The sequence below is a fragment of the Halopseudomonas sp. 4NH20-0008 genome (genome assembly GCF_057548395.1).
Window position 1 is genome coordinate 108,409 of the sequence record NZ_BAAJMD010000005.1, and the last position, 23,827, is coordinate 132,235.

Below are 23,827 nucleotides of genomic sequence, written 5' to 3' on the forward strand. Positions count from 1 at the left end.
CCACCTGTTGCCCGCCGCCAGCCGATCAAGCTGGTGGCGGGTATTCTGGCCACTATTCGATTGGCCTTTTAGCTCGCCTCTTTTCTCGCTGATGACCAACCGCAGCCTGACAGCGTCATGCCGGATCAGCCTTGCAGTTGCTGGCGTCCGCGGATAACCGCTGCCCGAACCTGGGTAGGTGCCGTGCCGCCAAGATGATTGCGCGCGTTGACTGAGCCTTCCAGGGTCAGCACGGCAAATACATCCTGTTCGATCTGGTCGCTGAAGCGGCGCAGTTCTTCCAGCGACATTTCCGCCAGATCCTTGCCGGTTTCTACGCCGTATTTCACTGCATGGCCAACAATCTCGTGGCAGTCACGGAACGGAATGCCCTTGCGCACCAGATAGTCAGCCAGGTCGGTGGCCGTGGAGAAGCCGCGCAAGGCCGCTTCACGCATGACCGCTACCCGCGGCTTGATCGCCGGGATCATGTCGGCAAAGGCACGCAGGCAATCACGCAGGGTGTCCACGGCATCGAACAGCGGCTCCTTGTCTTCCTGGTTGTCCTTGTTATAGGCCAGTGGCTGGCTCTTCATCAGCGTCAGCAGCCCCATCAGGTGGCCATAAACCCGGCCGGATTTGCCGCGCACCAACTCGGGTACATCCGGGTTCTTCTTCTGCGGCATGATCGATGAGCCGGTACAGAAGCGGTCAGGCAACTCGATAAAGTTGAATTGAGCACTGGTCCAGAGCACCAGCTCCTCGGAGAAGCGTGACAGGTGCATCATGGCCAGTGCTGCGGCTGCACAGAATTCGATAGCGAAGTCGCGGTCAGACACGCCATCCAGCGAGTTGCCGGAGATCGCTTCAAAGCCCAGCAATTCGCAGGTGATGGTCCGGTCAATCGGATAGGTGGTGCCCGCCAGCGCGGCACTGCCCAGTGGCATGCGGTTGACCCGCTTGCGGCAGTCGATCAGGCGTTCGGTATCGCGACGGAGCATTTCGAACCAGGCCAGCAAATGGTGGCCAAAGGTGACCGGTTGTGCGGTTTGCAGGTGCGTGAAACCGGGCATGATGACCTCGGCATGCTGCTCGGCCTGATCCAGCAGGCCCGCTTGCAGACGTTCCAGTTCGCTGAGAATGATGTCGATTTCTTCGCGCAACCACAGGCGGATATCGGTGGCCACCTGGTCATTGCGCGAGCGGCCGGTGTGCAGCTTTTTGCCGGTAATGCCAATCTCGGCGGTCAACCGCGCTTCGATATTCATGTGTACGTCTTCAAGATCGACACGCCAGTCAAATTGGTCCGCTTCAATCTCGCTCTGAATGCGCCGCAATCCGCTAATGATGGCATCGCGCTCGTCGTCGCTGAGCACGCCGACCTTGGCCAGCATGGTGGCGTGGGCGATGGAGCCCTGAATGTCGTGTTTGTAGAGGCGCTTGTCAAAGTCCACCGAAGCGGTGAAACGGGCAACAAAGGCATCGACTGGCTCACTGAAGCGGCCACCCCAGGATTGGTTGGTTGTGTGATCTTGGCTCATGTCTCGGCAACGTCCGCTGGCAAAAGCCCATAGCATACCACTTCTATGCTTGCGCGATGGCCTCTGGCTGGCAGACACTTAACGGATGAACGGATTCTGGACACTACTCAAGCAGCCATACGAGGGGGAGGATTTCTTCCTCCCCGACCTCTGTTCGCCCATTGCGGTCTTCACCCTGGTGGTGCTGGCCGAGCTGATGGTGCTGATCTGGGTGCTGGCGGTGCCCTCGGGTAGTGGTTTTGATTGGCTGAGTCTGGCCATGGCCTCGCTTTTTGTGCAATGGATAGTCCTGCTTTCTGCCGCTGTTCTGTGCCGGTTGCGTGGATGGATGCGGCGTCGTGCCCTGGGGCTCGCGGTGCTTGCCTGCTATGCCGTAGTCATAGGTTTGACCCTGCTGTTTACTCTTCTGGCCGACTGGGCGCTGAACCAGGGCATGCTCGGCAGCCCGCACCCGGTGCCCGCGGATATGCTGCGCCATGGTCTGATCGCCCTGATCATGACCACTCTGTTGTTGCGCTACTTTTTTCTGCAGCAGCAGTGGCAGCGTCAACACCAGGCCGAACTCAAGGCCCGGTTGCAGTCCCTGCAGTCGCGTATCCAGCCACATTTCCTGTTCAATAGCCTGAACAGCATTGTCAGCCTGATCAGCACCCAGCCAGACAAGGCCGAGCATGCCGTACTTGATCTCGCTGATCTGTTCCGCGCCAACCTCTCCGAGGCCGACAGCATGGCGACCTGGGCTGATGAACGGCAGCTCTGTGAAGGCTATTTACGCATCGAGCAATACCGTCTGGGTGAGCGCCTGCAGGTGGGATGGGATGTTGCTGCGCTGCCGGCAAGTACGCCGATTCCCCTGCTGACACTGCAGCCCTTACTCGAAAATGCCATTCTGCATGGCTTGCAGCCGAGCCTGACCGGGGGCGATATCCAGATTCGGGGGCAGTTTATTGCTGGCAAGGTAGAACTGTTGGTATCCAACAGTTGTCCCACCGAAGATGCCCGTCATCAAGGCGCTCGTATGGCGCTGGACAACATCCGCGCCCGGCTGGCAGCGCTCTTTGGTCCCGAGGCACGGGTCGAGGCTTGGCGTGAAGGGCCGCGCTACTTCAGCAGGCTGGTCTATCCTGTTAAGCAACCGTCTTCCATTTTGCAGAGAAGTCATTGAGGCATGAAAGTACTTATCGCCGATGATGAACCCCTGGCCCGGGAGCGCCTGGCCAGACTGGTCAATGCCCTGCCCGGCTATGAGCCGCTGGCCGAGATGGCTGCCAACGGGCATGAAGCGTTGCGCCTGGCGGCCGAGCAGCAACCGGATATTCTTCTGCTGGATATCCGCATGCCGGGTCTGGATGGCTTGCAGGCGGCGGCGCGGCTCAGTGAATTACCGGATGCCCCTGCGGTGATTTTCTGTACTGCACACGGTGAGTACGCACTGGATGCCTTTGATGTCAGTGCGGTGGGTTATCTGCTCAAACCGGTGCGCGCCGAGGCCCTGGCCGATGCCCTGGCCAAGGCGCAAAAGCTCAATCGCGTGCAGCTTTGCAGTCTGGGTCGGGCTAACGGCCAAGGGCCGACGGGACAGCCGAGGAGCCATATCAGTGCCCGTACCCGGCGCGGTGTCGAGCTTATTCCCATTGATGAAGTACTGTATTTCATCGCCGATCACAAATACGTCACTTTGCGTCATCTGGGCGGCGAGGTCCTGCTGGATGAGCCGCTCAAGGCACTTGAAGACGAGTTTGGTGATTATTTCGTCCGCATCCACCGCAATGCACTGGTTGCGCGTCATCGTATTGAGCGCCTGCAACGCAGCGCCGTTGGGCACTTCCATCTGCATCTCAAGGGGCTGGAAGATGAGACTCTGGTGGTCAGCCGCCGGCATGTTCCGGGTCTGCGCAAGCTGATGGACCAGTTGTGACATTTGCGCGCGTGGATGCGACCCGGGCCATGGCGTATGATGCAGGCTGGTTTTGAACGAGAATCCCATGAGTCGACATCTGCGAATTGCCACCCGCAAAAGTGCCTTGGCCCTGTGGCAGGCCGAATACGTCAAAGCACGCCTTGAGCAGCTGCACCCCGGTCTGACAGTCAGTCTGGTGCCCATGGTCAGTCGGGGTGACCAATTACTCGATTCGCCCCTGGCCAAGATCGGTGGCAAGGGCCTGTTCGTCAAGGAGCTGGAAGCCGCGCTGCTGGATGATCAGGCTGATCTGGCCGTGCACTCCATGAAGGATGTACCCATGGCCTTTCCCCCAGGTCTGGGGCTCTATGTGATCTGCGAGCGCGAAGATCCGCGTGACGCTTTTGTCTCCAATCAGCATGACAGCCTCGATAGTCTGCCGGTCGGCAGCGTGGTGGGCACCTCCAGTCTGCGCCGTCAGGCCCAGGTGATGGCCCGACGTCCGGATCTGCAGGTGCGTTTTCTGCGCGGCAACGTTAATACCCGTCTGGCCAAGCTGGATGCCGGCGAGTACGACGCCATCATTCTGGCCGCAGCCGGCCTTATGCGGCTGGGCTTTCACGAGCGGATCCGCTATGCCATGCCGCCAGAAGAAAGCCTCCCGGCCGGTGGTCAGGGTGCGGTTGGCATTGAGTGCCGCAGCGATGACCTGGAACTGCAGGCCTTGCTGGCACCGTTGAATGATCATGACAGCGCACTGCGCGTGCGTGCCGAACGGGCACTGAACACGCGCCTGAATGGCGGTTGTCAGGTGCCGATTGCCTGCTACGCCGAGCGGGCCAATGGCCAGCTGTTTCTGCGCGGCATGGTCGGTCAGCCGGATGGCAGTCTGTTGCTGCGTGCTGAATCAAGCGGAGATGAAGCTCAGCCCGAAGCACTTGGCATACGGGTCGCTGAGGATTTACTCGCACAGGGTGCACAACAGATTCTGGATGCCCTGTACGAGGAGCATCCGGCGCAGTGAGTGCGCTGCTGCTGACGCGGCTGGCCGAGGACAATCAGCGGCTGGCGCACCGATTTGCAGCCTTGGGTGTGCGAACCTGCAGCCTGCCGCTGCTGGAGATTGAAGCGCAGGCGGAAACGCCTGAGCAGCGCCGCATGCTACTGGATCTTGACCGTTATCAGGCGGTCATGGTGGTCAGTCCGGTAGCGGCGAGGCTGGGCTTGCAGCGCCTGGACCAATACTGGCCGCAGTGGCCAGTGGGTATTGACTGGTTTGCGGTCGGCGCGGGCACGGCGCGGGTGCTGGAGAAGGCCGGGCTGGGGGTTCAGGTGCCCCACGCTGGTCAGGACTCCGAGGCGCTACTGGCCTTGCCGCGCTGGCAGGCACTGTTGCAGCAGTCTGATCTGCGGGTGCTGATCTGGCGCGGACAGGGTGGTCGTCAGTGGTTGGCCGCACAGGTTCAGGCCGCGGGTGGGCAGGTTGATTATCTGGAGCTGTATCGGCGCGTCATGCCCGCACAGCTGAGTGTGCAGCTGTCAGGTATGGCGGCCGAGGTTGGCGGTATTCTGCTGATGAGCGCGCAGGCGCTTGAGCATTGGCATAATGCGGCAGGAGAGGACTGGCTCCGCCAGTCTGCCTGGCGCTGCTGGGTACCTAGCCAGCGCGTTGCCGACAGCGCGAAGGCGCTGGGTTGCAAGGACATAATAGTGTGTCGCGGTGCCGACGACGACACCGTGATCGAGGTCGTGATGGCCCACCCGCTGAGGTGACAAGGGGAATAGCATGGAATCGACCGAACAAGACAAGATCGATAAGCCACTGACAGGCAGCGCGTCCAGCGACTACAGCCCGCCGCCGGTCACGCCACCACCGGTCAAGCCACCGCCAGTCAAACCATCGACCAGCAAAGCGATGCCTCCCGACGGCAAAGGCGGTGGTAAGGGTTTGGCGGCACTGGCCTTGCTGGTGGGCTTGGCGGCACTGGGTCTGCAGGGCTGGCAGTGGTATCAGAACAGCTTGCAGGCTGAAGACCAGAGCAGCGCACTCGACACGCAACTGGCTGCGGTACAGGCTGACCAGGCGCGTTTGTCCCGATCTCTGGATGCGCGTCTGCAAGGCTTGCCTGAGGCCAGCGACTGGCAGCAGTTCCAGCGCCTGAATGCTGATCTGCAACGCAGCCAGCAGGCACTGTCACAGCGTCTGGATACCCTGCAGGGCGATGCCCGTGCGGATTGGAAGCTGGCCGAGGCCGAGTATCTACTGCGCTTGGCCAGCCTGCGTCTGCTGGCCGCTCAGGACGTCACCTCGGCTACCGAGTTGCTGGCAGCGGTTGATGACATTCTCAAGGCCCAGCCTGACACCGGTGTCTTTGCCGTGCGTGAACAGCTGGCGCAGTACCGTGCCGAACTGGACAACCTGCCGCGCCTGGACCGAGCCGGGGTATTCCTGCGCCTTGGCGCACTGCGTGAACAGGTCGGACGGCTGGTGTTGTTGCCAGTACCGGTATTTGATCCGGATGAGGTCACTGTCGAGGAAGAATTTGAAGACCGCCTGGCCAGACGTACGCGCGGTGAGCGCATGCTGATGCGACTGGAACGCTATGTACGGGTCGATTTTCAGCGTGGCAAGGTCATTACGCCGCTGCTTGATGAGGCGGAAATGCAGCGTGTCAGACGCACCCTGCAATTGACTATGGAGCAGGCGCAATGGGCTGCCCTGCGTGGTGAACCCGAGGTCTATCTGGCCAGTCTGCAGCAGGCCGATGCGCTACTGCGCCAATTCTTTGAGCTGGACAACCCGCAGGTGCGGGTCATGCAGGAGCAATTGCAGAGCCTGACTGAACAGCAGGTCAGCCTCAAGGCGCCGGATCTGGCGCCCTTGCAGCAGACGCTGACGGCCTATATTCAGAGCCGGCGCAGCCTTCCGGTAGTCAGTGAGGAGCTCAGCCCATGAGTAAAAGCTACCTTGCCGTACTGGCGGTTCTGCTGGTGGCGGCGCTATTGGGCATGGCGGTGGCCGAGGATCCGGGCTACCTGCTGATCGCTTGGCGCAACATGTCGATCGAAACCAGTATCTGGGTCGGCTTGGCTTTTCTGTTGGCGCTGTGGCTGCTGTTATCGCTGTTGCGCGCCGTGATAAGACTGCTGAACGCTTCCGGTCGCCGGCTCAACCCTTGGTCTCGGCATAATCTGGAACGCCGCGCCAATCTGATCACCACCCGGGGTCTTTTGGAGTTTGCCGAAGGGCATTGGAGCAACGCACTGCGTTTGCTCAAGCGCTCGGCGCCGCACGCCGAACAGCCGCTGATCAATTACCTGGCCGCGGCCCGTGCCGCCCATGAGCTGGAAGACTTCCCGGAATGTGACAACCTGCTGCGTGAGGCCTATGAAACCACGCCGGGAGCGGATGTAGCGATTGCCGTGACTCAAGCCCAGTTGCAGATTGCCCGTGGTCAGCTGGAACAGGCACTGGCCACCCTGACGCGTTTGCGCAAGGAGCATCCCAAGCACCTCTATGCACTGAAGTTGATGGGTCAGTTGTATGCCAAGCTGGAGGACTGGAACAGTCTTGAGCAGCTGCTGCCGGAGTTACGCCGGCACAAGCTGCTGCACGAGGCTGAACAACAAGGCATGGAGCAACGGGTCTATATCGCGTTGCTGGTGCAGGCCGGGCAACGCGGCAAACATCAGGAGCCGGGCCAGACTGATGCCGTGACAGCGGTCTGGGAGCGCTTGCCCAAACTGGCTCGCCAGGAGCCTGCGCTGATAGAAGCCTATTGTCTGCAATTGCGTGGTCTGGGCAAGCTCGAGCGTTGCGAGGAAACCCTGCGTCAGGCACTGCGTCATGCCTTCAACGAACGGCTGGTGCACCTGTATGGCATGACGCTGGGCAAGGATCCGGCGCGGCAACTGCAAACCGCCGAACACTGGTTGGCTGAGCATCCGCACAATGCGGCGTTATTGCTGGCATTGGGTCGTCTGGCGTTGCAAAACAGCCTGTGGGGCAAGGCGCGTGAATATCTGGAAGCGAGTTTTGCCAGCAAGCGCGATATCCAGACCTGTGCCGAGCTGGTGCGTCTACTGGAGCACTTGGGCGAACAGACGGCCAGTCAGGCCATGCTGCGTCAGGGTTTTGGGCTGATGGTCAAGGATTTGCCCGAGATGCCATTACCCGCTACTCAGGGCCTGACAACGCCCTGAGCAGGGCGCCGCCGCGTTCAATCGCGCGGCGCATAGGCAAAGGCGTCGGCGTGCATCTGCGCGGCCGGCATGCCGCCTTCGATCAGTGCATCAAAGGTGGCGTAGACCATCGCCGGTGAGCCGCTGACATAAAACTCATAGCGGCTCAAATCCCCCAGATCATCAATGATCGCTTGATACAGCAGGCCGTTGCGTCCGCTCCAGTCCGGGTCATGGCTGATCACTTTGTGCAGCGTCAAGTCTGATAGCTGCTGCCATTCAGACCAGTAAGGCGGCTGGTAGAGATCGTCGCCCTGGCGTGCCCCCCAGTACAGATGCATGGGCTGATTGAAGCCTCTGCGACTGGCGTCCTGAATCAGACTCTGCATCTGCGCCAAACCGGTGCCAGCGGCGATCATCACCATCGGCCGTGTCGGCAAATCAGCGATGTGGCAGTGACCAAAGGGCAGCTGCAACTGCGCCATGCGCTTCTGTAGTAGCTGGTTGATCAGCGCGGCAGTGATGCTGTCGCGGTTGAGAATATGCAGCTCCAGTTCGCGTTGCTGATCGGGCGATGAGGCAATCGAGAACGCCGCCGCCTCGCCGTCCGGACGGGTCAACAGCAGATACTGGCCGGCATGGTAGCGCAGGGCCTTGCCAGCCGGCGTGCGCATTCGCAGCCGCCATACATCAGCGCCCATCTCGGTGCAGTCGATAACCTGGCAGGCCAGGCGTTGCAGGGGCAGTTCGCCGGGTGCCAACACGCCATCCCAGATCAGCTCGCAGTCCTGCAGTGGCTCGGCAATGCAGGTGAAAAATTCGCCGCTGGTGCGCTCCTCGCCCTGCTGTGACACCCGGCCACTGATCAGATTGGCCGCGCAGATGTGACAGTTGCCGTTCCGGCAGCTCTGCGGTGCATCGAACCCCAGGCGTCTGGCCGCATCAATGATGCGCTCACCGGGCAACAGCTCAAGTTCATGGCCGGCGGGTTGCAAGGTTACTTTCATGCTTGGTTGTTGCCCTCAGTCGATGCCCAGTTCGGACCATAACGCATCAATGCGCTGGGTTACACTGGCGTCCTGGGTAATGGCTGTACCCCACTCGCGCGTCGTTTCGCCGGGCCACTTGTTGGTGGCATCCAGACCCATCTTGCTGCCCAGGCCGGACACCGGCGAGGCGAAGTCAAGATAGTCGATCGGTGTGTTGTCGATCATCACGGTATCGCGCTTGGGGTCCATGCGGGTGGTGATGGCCCAGATCACATCGCTCCAGTCGCGGGTGTTGATGTCATCATCCACCACAATCACGAACTTGGTGTACATGAACTGGCGCAGGAAGCTCCAGACACCGAGCATGACCCGTTTGGCATGACCTGGATACTGTTTCTTGATCGATACCACCGCCATGCGGTAGGAGCAGCCTTCTGGGGGCAGATAGAAATCGGTGATTTCCGGAAACTGCTTCTGCAGAATCGGCACAAAGACTTCATTCAGTGCCACGCCCAGTATCGCCGGCTCATCCGGCGGTCGGCCGGTGTAAGTGCTGTGATAGATCGGCTTTTCACGACGGGTGATGCGTTCAACGGTAAAGACCGGGAAGCGATCGACCTCGTTGTAATAGCCGGTATGGTCGCCAAAGGGGCCTTCATCGGCCATTTCGCCGGGGTGAATAACGCCTTCCAGGACAATCTCGGCACTGGCCGGAACCTGCAAGTTGGAACCACGGCACTTGACCAGCTCGGTGCGCTGGCCGCGCAGCAAGCCTGCAAAAGCATACTCCGAGAGACTATCCGGTACCGGTGTAACGGCGCCCAGTATGGTCGCCGGGTCGGCGCCCAGGGCAACCGCGATGGGAAAGGGCTCGCCGGGGTGCTTGTCGCACCATTCCTTGAAGTCCAGCGCGCCACCGCGGTGGCTCAGCCAGCGCATGATCAGTTTATTGCGACCAATCACCTGCTGACGATAGATGCCCAGATTCTGACGTTCCTTGTTCGGGCCCTTGGTCACCACCAGGCCCCAGGTAATCAGCGGGCCGGCATCACCGGGCCAGCAGGTTTGCACCGGTATGCTTCCAAGGTCAACGTCGTCACCCTCCAGTACTACAGACTGGCAGGGCGCATCGCGCACCACCTTGGGCGCCATGCTCAACACTTTCTTGAAAATAGGCAGCTTGGACCAGGCGTCTTTAAGCCCCTTTGGCGGATCAGGCTCTTTCAGGAAGGCCAGCAGCTTGCCGATCTCGCGAAGCTCGCTGACGTCGTTCGCGCCCATGCCCATGGCGACCCGCTGCGGGGTGCCAAACAGATTGCCGAGTACCGGCATGTCGAACCCTGTGGGATTTTCAAACAGCAAAGCCGGACCGCCCTTGCGCAGGGTGCGATCGCATATTTCGGTCATTTCAAGAATGGGTGAGACGGGTGTCTGGATGCGCTTGAGTTCGCCGCGCTGCTCCAGGCCCTTGATGAAATCGCGTAGATCGGAGTATTGCATCGGAGCTTCAAGCCTCAAGCGGCAAGCGGCAAGTTGTCAGTGCAAGTTTGCCGCCTGGGGGTTTGATGTGATGCGCATTATGCCGACTCCCCAAGAGGGGTAGTCGGATAAATTGCTACAAGCCTCTACAAACAGCTTGCCGCTTGAAGCTTGTAGCTTGCCGCTGCGGTTCAGTTTTTGCTGCGCTTCATCGACTGGAAGAACTCATCATTGGTCTTGGTATCTTTCAGACGATCAAGGAGGAACTCAATCGCGGCGATTTCGTCCATCGAGTGCAGAATCTTGCGCAGAATCCACATGCGTTGCAGCTCATCTTCGCTGGTCAGCAATTCTTCGCGACGGGTACCGGAACGGTTGATGTTGATGGCCGGGAATACACGCTTCTCGGCAATCTTGCGATCCAGGTGGATCTCCATGTTGCCGGTGCCCTTGAATTCCTCGTAAATCACTTCGTCCATTTTTGACCCGGTATCGACCAGCGCGGTGGCGATAATGGTCAGACTGCCGCCTTCTTCGATATTTCGCGCGGCGCCAAAGAAACGCTTGGGCTTTTCCAGGGCATGGGCGTCAACACCGCCGGTCAATACCTTGCCTGAGCTCGGGATAACGGTGTTGTAAGCGCGCGCCAGACGGGTAATGGAGTCGAGCAGGATGATCACGTCTTTCTTGTGCTCAACCAGGCGCTTGGCCTTCTCGATAACCATTTCCGCTACCTGCACGTGACGGCTCGGCGGCTCATCGAAGGTCGAGGCCACGACTTCACCGCGCACGGTGCGCTGCATCTCGGTGACTTCCTCGGGACGCTCGTCGATCAGCAGTACGATCAGGTGACATTCCGGATTGTTACGCGCAATGTTGGCTGCCACGTTTTGCAGCATCAACGTCTTACCCGCCTTGGGCGGGGCGACCAGCAGGCCGCGTTGACCTTTGCCGATCGGTGCGCACAGATCGATGATGCGGGCCATCAGATCTTCAGTGGAGCCGTTGCCAGCTTCCATGGTCAACCGCTCGGTGGGGAACAACGGCGTAAGGTTTTCGAACAGGATCTTGTTCTTGGTATTTTCCGGTCTGTCGAAGTTGATCGAATCGACTTTCAAGAGAGCGAAGTAGCGCTCGCCGTCCTTTGGCGGACGAATCTTGCCGGAAATGGTATCGCCGGTACGCAGGTTGAAACGACGGATCTGGCTTGGCGACACATAGATATCGTCGGGGCCGGCCAGGTAGGAGGAGTCTGCGGAACGCAGGAAGCCAAAGCCATCCTGGAGAATTTCCAGAACACCGTCACCGTGAATGTCTTCACCACCTTTGGCGTGTTTTTTCAGCGTAGCGAAAATAACGTCCTGTTTACGCGACCGGCCCATGTTTTCAAGGCCCATCTGTTCGGCGATTTCAAGCAGTTCGGTGATCGGTTTTTGTTTGAGTTCAGTCAGGTTCATAGGGTCGGTAAGAGTAGGTGTCTTTCGGCAGGACGGGTTAGTGATATGCCGCCATTGAGTATGGGGCGATGGTTTGGCTGATACAGGGAAGCCGCTGGCGCAGGGTGCGACAAGGAATTGATGAGCAAATCTAGCACTGCTTGGAAGTGACGTCCATACCTTGAGTGCAGAAAACCCCGGTGGAGTTGCTCACCGGGGTGATTCGATTCAGATATTGCTGTCGAGGAAGGCGGCCAATTGGGATTTCGACAGGGCGCCGACCTTGGTTGCTTCGACGTTGCCATCCTTGAACAGCATCAGCGTGGGGATGCCGCGCACGCCGTATTTTGGCGGTGTGTCGGGGTTTTCATCAATATTCAGCTTGCAGATTCTCAGCTTGCCATCGTATTCCTTGGAAATTTCGTCCAGAACCGGGGCAATCATCTTGCACGGACCACACCACTCAGCCCAGTAATCCACCAGTACCGGGCCATCGGCCTTGAGTACGTCGGTGTCGAAGCTGCTGTCGGTGACATGCATGATCAAATCACTCATTTGTCTCTCCAGGGGGATCTAAGGGCTATATGAAGCGCACTATAGCACCACCCTGTACGACAGCGAAAGGCGACGGGATGTCGCCCGGTGCAACTGCGCACAAGACTCGGACAGGGTGGTAGAATCAGCTCACACGTATTCGAGGCAGGCGCATGGTGCAGACACAACAGCCGGACTTTCCCCTGGTAGCGGCGATTGATCTTGGCTCGAACAGTTTCCATATGGTGCTGGCGCGGGTTGATCACGGTGAAATTCGCATACTCGAACGCCTGGGCGAAAAGGTGCAATTGGCCGCAGGTCTGAATGATCAGGGTGAGTTGAGTGAAGAAGCCATGCAGCGCGGGCTGGATTGCTTGCGTCGCTTTGCCCAACTGACCAACGGTCTGCCTGACGGCGCGGTCCGTATTGTTGGGACCAATGCCCTGCGTGAAGCGCGAAACCGCGCCCAGTTCATGCGCCAGGTGCGGCAAATCATTGGCCACCGGGTAGACGTGATCTCCGGCCGGGAAGAGGCGCGACTGATTTATCTGGGAGTTGCCCACACGCAATCCGATGATGAAGGCAAGCGCCTGGTCATGGATATCGGCGGTGGCAGTACCGAGTTCATCATCGGAGAACGTTTTGAATCCATTTTGCGTGAAAGTTTGCAGATGGGTTGTGTGTCCTTTACTCAGCGTTACTTTGCCGATGGGCGCATCAGCGTCAATCGCTATGCCCAGGCCTATACGGCTGCCCGCCTCGAATTGATGAATATAGAACAGGGTATCAACCGGCTTGGCTGGCAGGAGGCAGTAGGCGCCTCAGGGACCATCAGGACTATCCGTTCGTGTATTCAGGCCGCTGGAAAAGGTCAGGAAGATATCACCCCGGAAGGGTTGCAATGGCTCAAACGCAAACTGCTCAAGGCCGGGCAGGTTGAGCGCATTGATATCGACAGCCTGAAGCCGGAACGCCGCGCCACCCTGCCTGCCGGTCTGGCTATTCTGGAGGCCATTTTTGATGCGCTTGGGGTGACCAGCCTGAGCCATTCCGAGGGAGCCCTGCGTGAAGGCGTGTTGTACGACTTGCTGGGCAGGCATCAGCATGAGGACGTGCGCGAGCGCACGCTGACAGCCTTGATGGAGCGCTGTCACGTGGATGTTGAGCAGGCAGCGCGGGTTGAATCCAAGGCCTTGAGTCTGCTTGGCAAGGTGGCGTCAAGCTGGCAGCTTGAAGGTGACAAACCGGCGAATATGCTGACCTGGGTGGCCCGAGTGCATGAGGTTGGGCTGGATATCGCCCACAACCAGTATCACAAGCACGGTGCTTACCTGATTGAGCATGCCGATTTGCCTGGCTTCTCGCGTCAGGAGCAGCAGGCCATGGCGGTACTGGTTCGCGGTCATCGGCGTAGCTTGCCGAATGCGGACAAGCTGTCAGAGTTTGGCGATGAGGCCAGCTCTCTGCTCAGGCTGTGCATGCTGCTGCGCCTGGCCATCCTCTATCATCATATTCGTGGTAACCAGGATATGCCGGGATTGCTGGTCGAGGCCGGCGAGAACTTCCTCAACCTGCAGTTTCCAGACGGCTGGCTGGACGCTAATCCCTTGACCCAGGCTGACTTCGATCAGGAAGCACAGTGCTGGGCCAAGGTCGGTTACACGCTGACGGTGCGCTGAGGCGAACTGGCGAGCTTTTCCAACAAGGTGCTTTGCGCGCTGCGGGCGATCTGGTTTCCAGTCGGGCTGCTGCGCACATAGCTGCCATCCGGCTGCAGCACCCAGCTCTGGGTGTTGTCGGTCATGAAGACCTGCAGTTCCTGTTTGGCGCGGGTAATCAGCTTTTTTCCTTCCAGCGGGAAACAGGTCTCGACCCGCTTGTCGAGGTTTCGCTCCATCATGTCGGCACTGGACATCCAAACCTGCTCCTGGCCTTCGTTGAGGAAGTAATAGACCCGGCTGTGCTCAAGGAAGCGACCGATGATCGAACGCACCGTGATGTTGTGCGACACGCCGGGAACGCCCGGGCGCAGGCAGCACATACCGCGGATGATCAAATCGACCTTGACCCCGGCCTGCGAGGCTTTGTACAGCGCCTTGATGATCTTGGCGTCGGTCAGCGCGTTGGCCTTGGCCATGATATGCGCGGGTTTGCCCGCCTGGGCATTCAGAGTCTCGCGGTTGATCAGTTCGAGCAGGCGCTTTTTCAGGGTAAATGGCGCCTGCAGCAGTTTTTTCATGCGCAGGGTCTTGCCCATGCCGATCAACTGGTTGAACAGTTTGTGGACATCTTCGGTCAATGCCAGATCCGAACTGAGAATGCTGTAGTCGGTATACAGGCGGGCATTGCCCGCGTGGTAGTTGCCGGTACCCATGTGCACATAGCGGCGCAGTACCTTGTCCTCGCGGCGCAGAATGAGCATCATCTTGGCGTGCGTCTTGAAGCCGACCACGCCGTAAATGACCACGGCGCCGGCCTGTTGCAGACGGCTGGCCAGTTGCAGGTTGGACTCTTCATCAAAGCGCGCGCGCAGCTCGATGACCACCGTCACTTCCTTGCCGTTCCGGGCGGCATCAACCAGTGCATTGACGATTTCCGAGTTGGCTCCGGTGCGGTAAAGCGTCTGTTTGATGGCCAGCACGTTGGGGTCCTGGGCAGCCTGGCGCAGCAGATCGACCACTGGACTGAAGGACTCGTAGGGGTGCTGAAGCAGGATGTCCTGCTTGCTGATGGCCTGGAACAGGGTGTCGTTGCTCGACAGGAGCTTCGGAATGCCCGGGCTGAAAGGCGGGAACTGCAGGTCGCTGTGATGATCCAGTCCGGTGATGGAAAACAGTCGGGTCAGGTTTACCGGGCCGTTGACTTCGTAGAGTTCGGACTCATTCAGACCAAACTGACGCAGCAAAAAGTCGGTCAGCGGCTTGGGACAGTTGTCTGCCACTTCCAGGCGCACGGCGTCACCGTAACGGCGTGACAGTAGCTCGCCGCGCAGGGCGCGAGCCAGGTCATCGACTTCGTCGGGGTCGACGATCAAGTCGGCGTTACGGGTCAGGCGGAACTGATAGCAGCCCAGTACTTTCATGCCGGGAAACAGGTCGTCGGCATGGGCGTGGATCATGGATGACAGGAAGACAAAATTGTCGCCGCCAGAGCAGAGTTCATCGGGCATTCGAATCAATCGCGGCAGCGAGCGCGGTGCCGGGATGATCGCCAGGCCGGAATCGCGGCCAAAGGCGTCTACGCCCTCGAGCTGCACAATAAAGTTCAGGCTCTTGTTTACCAGCAAGGGGAAGGGATGCGTGGGGTCCAGGCCGATCGGGCTGATGATGGGCGCCACTTCCTGGCGGAAATAGCGGCGAATCCACAGGGTCTGTTTATGTGTCCACTGGTGTCGGCGGACAAAACGGATGCCGCTTTCTGCCAGCCTCGGCAATAGCACGTCATTGAGCAGCGCATATTGGCGACTGATCTGGAAGTGGGCAATTTCGCTGATCTTGCTTAGTACCTGCTGCGGCTGCAGACCATCCGGGCCGGTTTGTTCGCGGGCAAAGGTGATCTGCTTTTTCAAGCCAGCAACGCGTATCTCGAAGAACTCGTCAATATTGCTGGAGAAAATCAGCAGGAATTTCAGCCTTTCAAGCAGGGGGTAGGACTCGTCCAGTACCTGCTCCAGCACGCGAATATTGAATTGTAGCTGCGACAGCTCGCGGTGAATGTAGAGCTCTGGCACGTTGATATCGGCAGCCGGCACAACGATTTCCGGGCTGCTGGGTGGCTCGGGTGCACTGGCCGGCTGGGCCTCGGTGACAATGCGAAGGGCCTTGCTCTCGGAAATGACCAGCTCTTCGTCCACCTTGTTCGACTCCTGCATGACGGTATTCAGTGCTCCTGTTGGTTAATGCTGTTCACGCAGCTGACGTGCTGCGGTTTTGGCAAAATAGGTCAGGATGGCATCAGCGCCAGCCCGCTTCATGGCTATCAGTGACTCGAGAATCACCGCATCGCTGAGCCAGCCATTGGCAATCGCGGCTTGGTGCATGGCGTACTCGCCGCTGACCTGATAAACAAAGGTTGGCACGCCAAAGCTGTCTTTGACCCTGCGAACGATATCCAGATAGGGCATGCCCGGCTTGATCATGACCATGTCCGCACCTTCGGCCAGATCCTGGGCAACTTCGTGCAATGCCTCGTTACTGTTCGCCGGGTCCATCTGATAAGTGGACTTGTTGCCTTTGCCAAGGTTCCCGGCTGAGCCCACCGCGTCCCGAAATGGTCCGTAATAGGCACTGGCATACTTGGCCGAGTAAGCCAGTATGCGTGTATTGATGTGACCGGCGGCTTCCAGCGCCTGGCGCATGGCGCCAACTCGGCCATCCATCATGTCTGACGGGGCGACGATGTCAGCGCCGGCTTCGGCGTGGGACAGCGTCTGCTTGACCAGCGCCTCGACAGTAATGTCGTTGAGGACATAGCCCTGCTCGTCAATGATCCCGTCCTGGCCATGGGTCGTGAAGGGGTCCAGGGCCACGTCGGTAATCACGCCTAGTTGCGGGAAGCGGGCCTTGAGCGCACGGGTGGCGCGCTGCGCCAGTCCTTCGGGGTTCCAGGCTTCTGCCCCATCAAGGGATTTGCGTTCCAGCGGTGTCACCGGGAACAGTGCCACGGCGGGGATCCCCAGTTCAACCAGTTCGGCGGCCTCTTCCAGTAGCAGATCGATGGATAATCTGTCGATGCCCGGCATGGAAGCGATGGCCTCGCGCTGCTGACTGCCTTCCAGCACAAAGACCGGAAAGATCAGATCACCTGCACTCAGGTGGGTCTCGCGAACCAGTCGGCGAGAAAAGTCATCGCGGCGCAGTCGGCGCAGGCGGCTGTTGGGGAAGGCGCGATTGGCAAGATCTAGGCTCACAGTTACTCCCGAGGCGCATCCGTTCAAGAGCCATTGCCCGAACAAACAGCACCAATCTGATTGACGTTATACGTCCAGATTATGACGGAATTGCGACAACAAGCGTAATGCCATTTGTTCCTTGCCATTGTCGCCGGGCGGTCTGGCCAGCTCAACCCGGTTGCGGCCCAGGCTCTTGGCCTGATAAAGCGCTGCATCGGCAGCGCCCAGCAAGGTGTCGAACTGGTAGCCATGGTGCTCGGAGCAGGCTACGCCGAGGCTGGCCGATAGTCGCACCGGGGTTTCCTGGGTTAGCCAAGGCTGGCTGCACAGCCCGATGCGGATGCGCTCGGCGACCTGTTGCGCGCTGTCAGTATCCAGGCCTGGCAGAATCAGAATGAATTCTTCGCCGCCAAATCGACCCAGTAGATCGTTGTTGCGCAGGTGCTGGCGGACTCGGCTGACCAGATGACAGAGCACGGCATCGCCGGTCTGGTGTCCGAATTCATCATTGATGCGCTTGAAGTGATCGGCATCGACCATGATCAGCGTGACGGGCAGGCGCTGCTCGCTGGCCTTACCAAGGATTTGCTGAGCCTGGGCTTGCAGGCTGCGGCGATTCAGGGTGTCAGTCAGGGCGTCGCGTTCGGACAACCGATGCAGGGCCATGGTCGTGCGGTAGTGAGTCATCAGAATAAAACCACTGGCCAGACCAATTTGCGCCACCATGGCGCTCAGTAGCGTCGCGCTTTGCAGCGGACTGTTGTTCATTGCGCTGGCAGGAACCAGATTGGTCATACTGGCGATGGCCCGCAGTGTCAGCCCAATACCGCAGAACAGTGCAATGCCGCCGGTCAGCCAATAGCCGGTGCGAAGGGGTTGCTCAGCCTTGATAAGGAGCTCGCGGGCGCATAGCAGGCTCATGCTGGCCAGCACGATGGATGCAATGCCCATGCGGGCTGGCAGGCTGTCGATATGGAAGCGGAATACCCAGAGCAGTAGCATGACGGATATTGCAGCCAGAATCGGGCCGGTTTGTGGTTGGCTGATGCCCTTGAAAGCCCGGATGCCGAGCCAGGTAACCCCTATTCCCAGCGTCATCAAGCCGTTGGCAAGGACCACCGACAGACTGTGGTGAATATGGTCCTGGCTGACGTTCAGCAGCAGGCCGAGCATGAGGGCACAGTTGCCCAAGGCCCAGTGTCGTAATCCTTGGTCGCTGCCTGCGTGCCAGGCGGCCAGAGTCAGCAGCAGGGTCATGCTCAGAGTCACCAGAGACAGGGCGACACCTAGGGTAGCGAGATCTAACTCTCCTGGCATTGGCGGGTGCGTCCTTGTCCGGCAGACTACAGCCGGCTCCCTTGCATGCGAAATCAGATGGGTTTCAACGAGCATACGCCTGGGATCAAGGCATGCAAAGGGTCGAGCGCGAGACAATATTGAAGTTGTGGAAAGGTTTGCAGAAAATCCCGCAGCACGCTGCAAAAGTTGTACAATGCTTTAGTTGTGTATAAATAAATAGATAATTCTTCCATCGCATCGACAGAGGTACTGGTTGTGTTTGATCTCCGTGAGAGGATCTGGCTTCGCCGGGCGATGGTGGCTGCATTGCTGATGCTGTGGCTGGCAGGGCTGGCGTGGGCGTTCTGGTGGTATGAAGGGCAGTACCTCAAGGCCTTTGAGCGACCAGCCTTTTTTGCCGCGGAAAACGTCGCTCCTCCTTTCCCGCCCGGACAGGTTCAGGTGTTACATGTTTGGCAATCGGGCTGTCCCTGCAATGGTGGGCACCTGGACTATATTGAAGACATGACACACCGTTTCTCTGAGCAAGGCGTGCAGTTTGCCCGCTCGGGCTCTGGCTCTGGCGCCGATGAAATAAAGGCAGGGGTATTAAAGGCTTTGCCCTTCTGGCCGATACCCAGTGCATGGAGTAACTGGCCAGGTGCACCGGCCGTAGCAATTTGGGATGCTACAGGCCAACTGGCTTATGTTGGTCCTTATAGTGATGGAGCGCATTGCAGCAGGGACAGCAGTTTTATCGAGCCGGTGATCAGCGCGCTGTTGGCGGGTCGCCCTGTCAGTATCCTGAGCCAGGACACCGTGGCCTGCCTGTGCGCCATCCACTGAGGTATCAATCTTGACTACTCGTATCGTCAATCCGTTAAGCCTTGAAGCCCATTATCGCAAGGCCGACAAAGCCATGCTGGCGGTGCTGTGGGTTTGCCAGATTTATGCCCTGGCACTGGCACCTTGGTACAGCACCTGGGGCCAAGCCCTGCTGGTCGGGGGCGGTACAATCCTGATCATGCACGCCTTGCAGGCGCTTGTCGGTGGTCAGCGTCTTTTCCGTTGTGCCATGGGTGCGGCTTTTATGGTGATGGCAGCCCTGCATATCAACCAGAGCCATGGCACCATCGAAATGCATTTTTCGATTTTCGTGTTGTTGGCTTTCCTTATTTACTACCGTGATTGGCTGCCTATTGTGGTTGCCGCCCTGGTGATTGCCGTCCACCATCTGATGTTTTTTATCTGCAATCGCGCGTCAGTGGCGTGTGGTTGGCGGTCGATGCAACCTGGGGGCTGGTCTGGATTCATGCCGGGTATGTTGTTGTCGAGGCCGCCGTGCTGGTGTACCTGGCGCGAGCCAGTTATGTGGATGCCCGCGAGGGTGAGATGCTGGCTGCAGTGACCAGTGAGATGATTGCTGATCCGCAGGCGCTGGATCTGACGCGACGTGCAGCAATGCGAACCGCGATGCTGGACATTTTCAACAGTTTTATCGCTGAGCTCGATGAAGTGGTCGCCGGCGTCAAAACGACGCTGAAAGAGGTAAGCCGGGTTTCAGGGTCGGTTTCAGAGCGATCAGGTCTGGTCCGTGATGGCGCGGATCGTCAAGCTGGAGAGGCCGCCTATATGGCGCAAGCAATGCAGGAGATGACCTCTGCTACCGCCGATGTTGCACGCAGTGCCGAGGAGGCAGCCGATGCTGCAAGAAATGTCGACAGCCATGCGCATCAGGGAAATGCCGCCATGCAGCAGATCCGGCAGGATATTGAATCGCTTGACCGAGATCTGGGTCTTACTGGTGAGGCGGTCAACGGAGCGGCTCAGTTGGCCAACGATATTCATCAGGTGGTTGACGTGATTAAGGGTGTGGCTGAGCAGACCAATCTACTGGCGCTGAATGCGGCGATTGAGGCGGCGCGGGCCGGTGAGCAGGGGCGAGGCTTTGCGGTGGTGGCCGATGAGGTACGGAATCTGTCACAACGTACGGCGAAATCGACGGCTGAAATTCAGGACTTTATCGGCCGTTTGCAGCACGCGTCTGAGTCGGCTCGGAGCGCCATGCTGCGCAGCCAGGATGCAGTGCAGCGTTGCCTCGGTTCAGCGGACGCCAGCGTGACGACCCTGGCCGGTATGGTAGACGAAGTGGCTCATATTTCCCGCCTGAATACCCAGATTGCCACGGCTACCCTTGAGCAGTCAGCGGTCGGTGAGGATGTTGCACAGCACCTGCAAGGCGTCAATGACATTGCACAGTCGAATGCGGCGCAGGCGGTTGATCTGGCCGACCTGTCACGTGAGCTTGATCAATTGCGGACCATGTTGGAGCAGCGGGTGCAGCGTTTTGTGACCAGCCATTGAGTCTGTGCTGGTCGATCTAGTGCAGCGCCAGCAAACGGTCTAGCGCATTCGCAAAGGCCTGCTTGTCGCGGTCGCTGTAGGGTGCAGGGCCACTGCGGCCGGCCAGTCCAGCGCCACGTAATTCGTCCATCAGGTTGCGTACGGCCAAGCGCTCGCCCATGTTGGCCTTGCTGTAAATCTCACCGCGCGGGTTGATCGCGGTGATCTTCCGGTCAACCAGGCCTGCCGCCAGCGGAATGTCGGCAGTGATGACCAGGTCACCAGGCAGCGCATGGTCGATGATGTATTGGTCGGCCACATCGGCACCGCTGGAGACGGTTACCTGACGCACGCCCGGTCCCGGTGGCAGAACCTGTGGGCTGTTGGCAACCAGTATCAGTTCTATCTGTCTGCGCCGTGCGGCGCGCACAACGATATCGCGTACGGGACGGGGGCAGGCATCGGCATCGATCCACAGGGTCATAGTCGGTCTTCCACTGGCAAAGCGGTATTTTCGCGTAAACCGAGGGGGCTTGCAGCATGCATCTTGGATTTAATGGTGATCAGCCGCTGGCCGTACTGGTGGCGGGTGCCAGTCGCGGCATTGGCCGCGCTTTGGTGTTGCAGCTGCTGCAGCGCAGCGATGTGGCGCAAGTGTTTGCGGTCGCACGCAGTTGGTCGCAAGACATGCCTGATGACGCTAGGCTGATCTGTTTGAGCGCGGATCTGACTGACGAGCTGGCGGTACAGGCGCTGGCCGACAAGGTTGCCAAGCAATGCGGGCAGTTGGATATGCTGATCAATACTGTGGGCTTTCTGCATGAGCCGGGTGGTCAGCAACCGGAAAAAAGCATCAGACAGTTATCCATTACTGCGTTGCTGCACAGTATGTCCATTAATGCAGCCGTACCGGCCTTGCTGGCCAAAGCCTTGCTGCCCCTGTTGCGCGGCAAGCATCGTTGTGTCTTTGCTTCCCTCTCGGCACGGGTCGGCTCGATTGGTGATAACAGCCTGGGCGGCTGGTATGCCTACCGGGCCAGCAAGGCGGCGCAGAACATGTTGATGCGCAGCTTTGCCATCGAGTGGCAGCGGTTGAATACCAACAGTATCTGCTTGCTGCTGCATCCTGGCACCACCGATACCGAGCTGTCCGCCCCGTTCCAGGCGAATGTGCCGGAGGGCAAATTGTTCACTGCAGACTTTGTAGCTGAACGGTTGCTGGCGGTCATCGCCGAGCGCACGCCGACCGACAGCGGGCAGTTTTTTGCCTGGGATGGTCAGCCGATTCCCTGGTGAAGGCTAGTCTTCAGCCTTGCTGAGGACTTCCAGCTCTTCGTTGGCTTCCAGCCACTGCTCTTCCAGTTCGCCAATCTGTTGTTTGCACAGGGTTTGTCGGCTAAGCAGCTCCTTGAGCTCGACCTTGCGCTCGGGGCTGTATATGCCGGCGTCAGCCAGTTCCTGCTCGATGGCTTGCAACTCTGTCTGCAGGCGGGCCAGCTGTTGTTCCATGCGCTCAATCTGTTTTTTCAGCGGGGCCAGCCGTTGGCGTTGCTCGGCTGCCTGTCGGCGTTGGGTCTTGGCGTCCGGTTTGCCGGCATCGGCGCGGCTGTCTATCGTGGTCTGGCTGGCGCGCAATGCCAGGTGTTGCTGTTGGCGAAACTGTGCCAGCCAGCGGGTGTAGGTATCCAGATCGTCGGCATACACGCTCAGCCTGCCATCGGCGACCAGCCACAGCTCGTCGGTGGTATCGCGGATCAGTGCGCGATCGTGGGAGACCAGCAGCATGGCGCCTTCGAACTGCTGCAGGGCCAGGGTCAGCGCATGGCGCATATCCATATCGAGGTGGTTGGTGGGCTCATCCAACAGCAGCAGATTGGGCTTTTGCCAAGCAATCAGCGCCAGTGCCAGACGGGCCTTTTCGCCCCCTGAGAAGTTCACTACCGGCTCTTCTGCGCGGGCGCCATGGAAATCAAAGCCGCCAAGAAAGTTGCGCAGACTTTGTTCACGCTCATCCGGGGCAATGCGCGCCAGGTGCAGCAAGGGGCTGGCTTTGGGGTCCAGGCTATCGAGCTGATGCTGGGCAAAATAGCCGATGGCCAGATTCTCACCGGTTTTCATCTCGCCGGCCAGCAAGGGCAGAGTACCCGCCAGCGTTTTGATCAGGGTGGATTTGCCGGCTCCGTTCGGCCCCAGTACGCCGATGCGCGCACCGGGCGCCAGTTGCAGTTTGACCTGTTCGAGGATGGCTGTGCCGTCATAGCCAAGGCGACCTTCGTGCAGGTCGAGCAGTGGGCTGGATTGCTGGTCAGCCTCGCGAAAGCTGAAGGAAAATGGCGAGTCGATATGCGCCGGCCCCAGATCTTCCATGCGCTCCAGCGCCTTGAGACGACTCTGGGCCTGTTTGGCCTTGCTGGCCTGGGCGCGGAATCGGGCAATGTAGCGTTGCATGTGCTCACGTTGCGCCTGCTGCTTCTCGAAGGCCGCCTGTTGTTGGGTCATGCGCTCGGCACGGGTCCGCTCGAACTGACTGTATCCACCGCGATAGAGAGTTAATTTACGGTTGTCGACATGCACAATATGCTCAACGACGGCATCGAGAAAATCGCGGTCGTGGGAAATCAGCAACAGGGTGCCCTGATAGGCCTTGAGCCAGTCTTCGAGCCAGAGAATGGCGTCCAGATCCAGGTGGTTGGTCGGCTCGTCGAGCAGTAACAGGTCGGAGGGGCACATCAGCGCCTGGGCCAGATTCAGACGCATGCGCCACCCACCCGAGAAATCGCCGATACGCGCCACACACTGTTCACTGTTGAAGCCCAGGCCCGCCAGCAGCGTGCGGGCCCGGCTGTCGGCACTGAATCCGTCGTGGGCTTCCAGTTCTGCATACAGGCTGCCCAGTTCCGGCGCATGAGCGGCCTCGGCGGCCGCCAAGCGGTGCTGGATGTCGCGCAGTTGCTGGTCACCGTCGAGCACATAATTGATCGCCAGGCGATCGAGCTGCTCGATCTCCTGTTTCATATGGGCAATGCGCCAGTCAGCCGGCAGGCTACAGTCCCCGGCATCGGCATTCAGTTCACCGCGCAGCAGTGCGAACAAGCTGGATTTGCCGGCACCATTGGTGCCAAGCAGGCCGACCTTCTGGCCCGGGTGCAGGGTCAGGTCGGCGTTCTCAAGCAGGCGCAGTGGGCCACGCTGCAGTGTCAGGGCTTCGATCTTGATCATGGGGGCGGAGTATATCAGTGCCGTGCCGGGCTGTGATCAGCGATTGCAGCACGCTA

Annotated in this window: 21 protein-coding genes; 11 read left to right on the forward strand and 10 right to left on the reverse strand. The window is 59.3% G+C overall.

Translation table 11 applies throughout. From position 1 onward, the window contains the following. Positions 1-125 precede the first annotated feature (125 nt). Positions 126-1,520, reverse strand: a complete 1,395-nt coding sequence (argH, locus tag AC27HQ_RS06900) for an argininosuccinate lyase (protein WP_487155408.1) — start codon at positions 1,518-1,520, stop codon at positions 126-128. 85 nt (positions 1,521-1,605) lie between these two features. Here argH and AC27HQ_RS06905 point away from each other — a divergent pair, with 85 nt between their 5' ends. From AC27HQ_RS06905 to AC27HQ_RS06930, 6 genes are all read left to right on the forward strand, one after another. Beyond that, positions 1,606-2,685 (forward strand): sensor histidine kinase, encoded by a 1,080-nt coding sequence (locus tag AC27HQ_RS06905; protein ID WP_487155409.1) that lies wholly within the window; start codon positions 1,606-1,608, stop codon positions 2,683-2,685. A gap of 3 nt (positions 2,686-2,688) precedes the next feature. Further along, positions 2,689-3,438 (forward strand): LytR/AlgR family response regulator transcription factor, encoded by a 750-nt coding sequence (locus tag AC27HQ_RS06910; protein WP_487155410.1) that lies wholly within the window; start codon positions 2,689-2,691, stop codon positions 3,436-3,438. Positions 3,439-3,505: 67 nt separating this feature from the next. Further along, positions 3,506-4,444 (forward strand): hydroxymethylbilane synthase, encoded by a 939-nt coding sequence (gene hemC, locus AC27HQ_RS06915; RefSeq protein WP_487155411.1) that lies wholly within the window; start codon positions 3,506-3,508, stop codon positions 4,442-4,444. After that, positions 4,441-5,193, forward strand: a complete 753-nt coding sequence (locus tag AC27HQ_RS06920; protein ID WP_487155412.1) for a uroporphyrinogen-III synthase — start codon at positions 4,441-4,443, stop codon at positions 5,191-5,193. The genes hemC and AC27HQ_RS06920 overlap by 4 nt, the downstream gene beginning before the upstream one ends. A gap of 13 nt (positions 5,194-5,206) precedes the next feature. Next, a complete protein-coding gene (locus AC27HQ_RS06925; protein WP_487155413.1) occupies positions 5,207-6,376 on the forward strand; it encodes a uroporphyrinogen-III C-methyltransferase in 1,170 nt (389 codons plus the stop codon). Beyond that, positions 6,373-7,623, forward strand: a complete 1,251-nt coding sequence (locus AC27HQ_RS06930) for a heme biosynthesis HemY N-terminal domain-containing protein (protein WP_487155414.1) — start codon at positions 6,373-6,375, stop codon at positions 7,621-7,623. The genes AC27HQ_RS06925 and AC27HQ_RS06930 overlap by 4 nt, the downstream gene beginning before the upstream one ends. Before the next feature lie 17 nt (positions 7,624-7,640). Here AC27HQ_RS06930 and AC27HQ_RS06935 read toward each other — a convergent pair whose 3' ends face one another. From AC27HQ_RS06935 to trxA, 4 genes are all read right to left on the reverse strand, one after another. Then, positions 7,641-8,609 carry a 2Fe-2S iron-sulfur cluster-binding protein gene (locus tag AC27HQ_RS06935; protein ID WP_487155415.1) on the reverse strand — a complete coding sequence of 323 codons (969 nt, stop codon included), beginning with the start codon at positions 8,607-8,609 and terminating at the stop codon, positions 7,641-7,643. A 15-nt stretch (positions 8,610-8,624) separates the two neighbouring features. Continuing rightward, the gene (gene ubiD, locus AC27HQ_RS06940) at positions 8,625-10,091 is read right to left on the reverse strand and encodes a 4-hydroxy-3-polyprenylbenzoate decarboxylase (RefSeq protein ID WP_487155416.1); all 1,467 of its coding nucleotides are present in this window, start codon (positions 10,089-10,091) and stop codon (positions 8,625-8,627) included. Positions 10,092-10,261: 170 nt separating this feature from the next. Then, complete coding sequence (gene rho / locus AC27HQ_RS06945) at positions 10,262-11,527, reverse strand: transcription termination factor Rho (RefSeq protein ID WP_487155417.1); 1,266 nt, start codon at positions 11,525-11,527, stop codon at positions 10,262-10,264. A gap of 207 nt (positions 11,528-11,734) precedes the next feature. Further along, complete coding sequence (trxA, locus tag AC27HQ_RS06950) at positions 11,735-12,061, reverse strand: thioredoxin TrxA (RefSeq protein WP_487155418.1); 327 nt, start codon at positions 12,059-12,061, stop codon at positions 11,735-11,737. A gap of 152 nt (positions 12,062-12,213) precedes the next feature. Here trxA and ppx point away from each other — a divergent pair, with 152 nt between their 5' ends. Then, positions 12,214-13,719, forward strand: coding sequence for an exopolyphosphatase (gene ppx, locus AC27HQ_RS06955; protein WP_487155419.1), 1,506 nt, complete (start codon positions 12,214-12,216; stop codon positions 13,717-13,719). On the opposite strand, the gene ppk1 is transcribed toward ppx, so the two are convergent. From ppk1 to AC27HQ_RS06970, 3 genes are all read right to left on the reverse strand, one after another. Further along, positions 13,698-15,911 carry a polyphosphate kinase 1 gene (gene ppk1, locus AC27HQ_RS06960; RefSeq protein ID WP_487155420.1) on the reverse strand — a complete coding sequence of 738 codons (2,214 nt, stop codon included), beginning with the start codon at positions 15,909-15,911 and terminating at the stop codon, positions 13,698-13,700. The two genes, ppx and ppk1, sit on opposite strands and share 22 nt — an antisense overlap. 24 nt (positions 15,912-15,935) lie before the next feature. Continuing rightward, complete coding sequence (hemB, locus tag AC27HQ_RS06965; protein ID WP_487155421.1) at positions 15,936-16,949, reverse strand: porphobilinogen synthase; 1,014 nt, start codon at positions 16,947-16,949, stop codon at positions 15,936-15,938. 66 nt (positions 16,950-17,015) lie between these two features. Next, positions 17,016-18,248, reverse strand: a complete 1,233-nt coding sequence (locus AC27HQ_RS06970; protein ID WP_487155422.1) for a GGDEF domain-containing protein — start codon at positions 18,246-18,248, stop codon at positions 17,016-17,018. 237 nt (positions 18,249-18,485) lie between these two features. Between AC27HQ_RS06970 and AC27HQ_RS06975 the strand changes: the two genes are divergently transcribed. From AC27HQ_RS06975 to AC27HQ_RS06985, 3 genes are all read left to right on the forward strand, one after another. Beyond that, on the forward strand, positions 18,486-19,055 hold the full coding sequence (locus AC27HQ_RS06975; RefSeq protein ID WP_487155423.1) for a DUF6436 domain-containing protein: 570 nt from the start codon (positions 18,486-18,488) through the stop codon (positions 19,053-19,055). A gap of 10 nt (positions 19,056-19,065) precedes the next feature. Next, positions 19,066-19,617, forward strand: coding sequence for a hypothetical protein (locus AC27HQ_RS06980; protein WP_487155424.1), 552 nt, complete (start codon positions 19,066-19,068; stop codon positions 19,615-19,617). A 245-nt stretch (positions 19,618-19,862) separates the two neighbouring features. After that, on the forward strand, positions 19,863-20,573 hold the full coding sequence (locus AC27HQ_RS06985) for a methyl-accepting chemotaxis protein (RefSeq protein WP_487155521.1): 711 nt from the start codon (positions 19,863-19,865) through the stop codon (positions 20,571-20,573). Between the two features lie 16 nt (positions 20,574-20,589). On the opposite strand, the gene AC27HQ_RS06990 is transcribed toward AC27HQ_RS06985, so the two are convergent. After that, positions 20,590-21,036, reverse strand: a complete 447-nt coding sequence (locus AC27HQ_RS06990; protein ID WP_487155425.1) for a YaiI/YqxD family protein — start codon at positions 21,034-21,036, stop codon at positions 20,590-20,592. A 56-nt stretch (positions 21,037-21,092) separates the two neighbouring features. On the opposite strand from AC27HQ_RS06990, the gene AC27HQ_RS06995 reads away from it, so the two are divergent. Continuing rightward, complete coding sequence (locus AC27HQ_RS06995) at positions 21,093-21,848, forward strand: SDR family NAD(P)-dependent oxidoreductase (RefSeq protein WP_487155426.1); 756 nt, start codon at positions 21,093-21,095, stop codon at positions 21,846-21,848. Between the two features lie 3 nt (positions 21,849-21,851). Here AC27HQ_RS06995 and AC27HQ_RS07000 read toward each other — a convergent pair whose 3' ends face one another. Further along, complete coding sequence (locus AC27HQ_RS07000) at positions 21,852-23,771, reverse strand: ATP-binding cassette domain-containing protein (protein ID WP_487155427.1); 1,920 nt, start codon at positions 23,769-23,771, stop codon at positions 21,852-21,854. Positions 23,772-23,827: the final 56 nt, after the last annotated feature.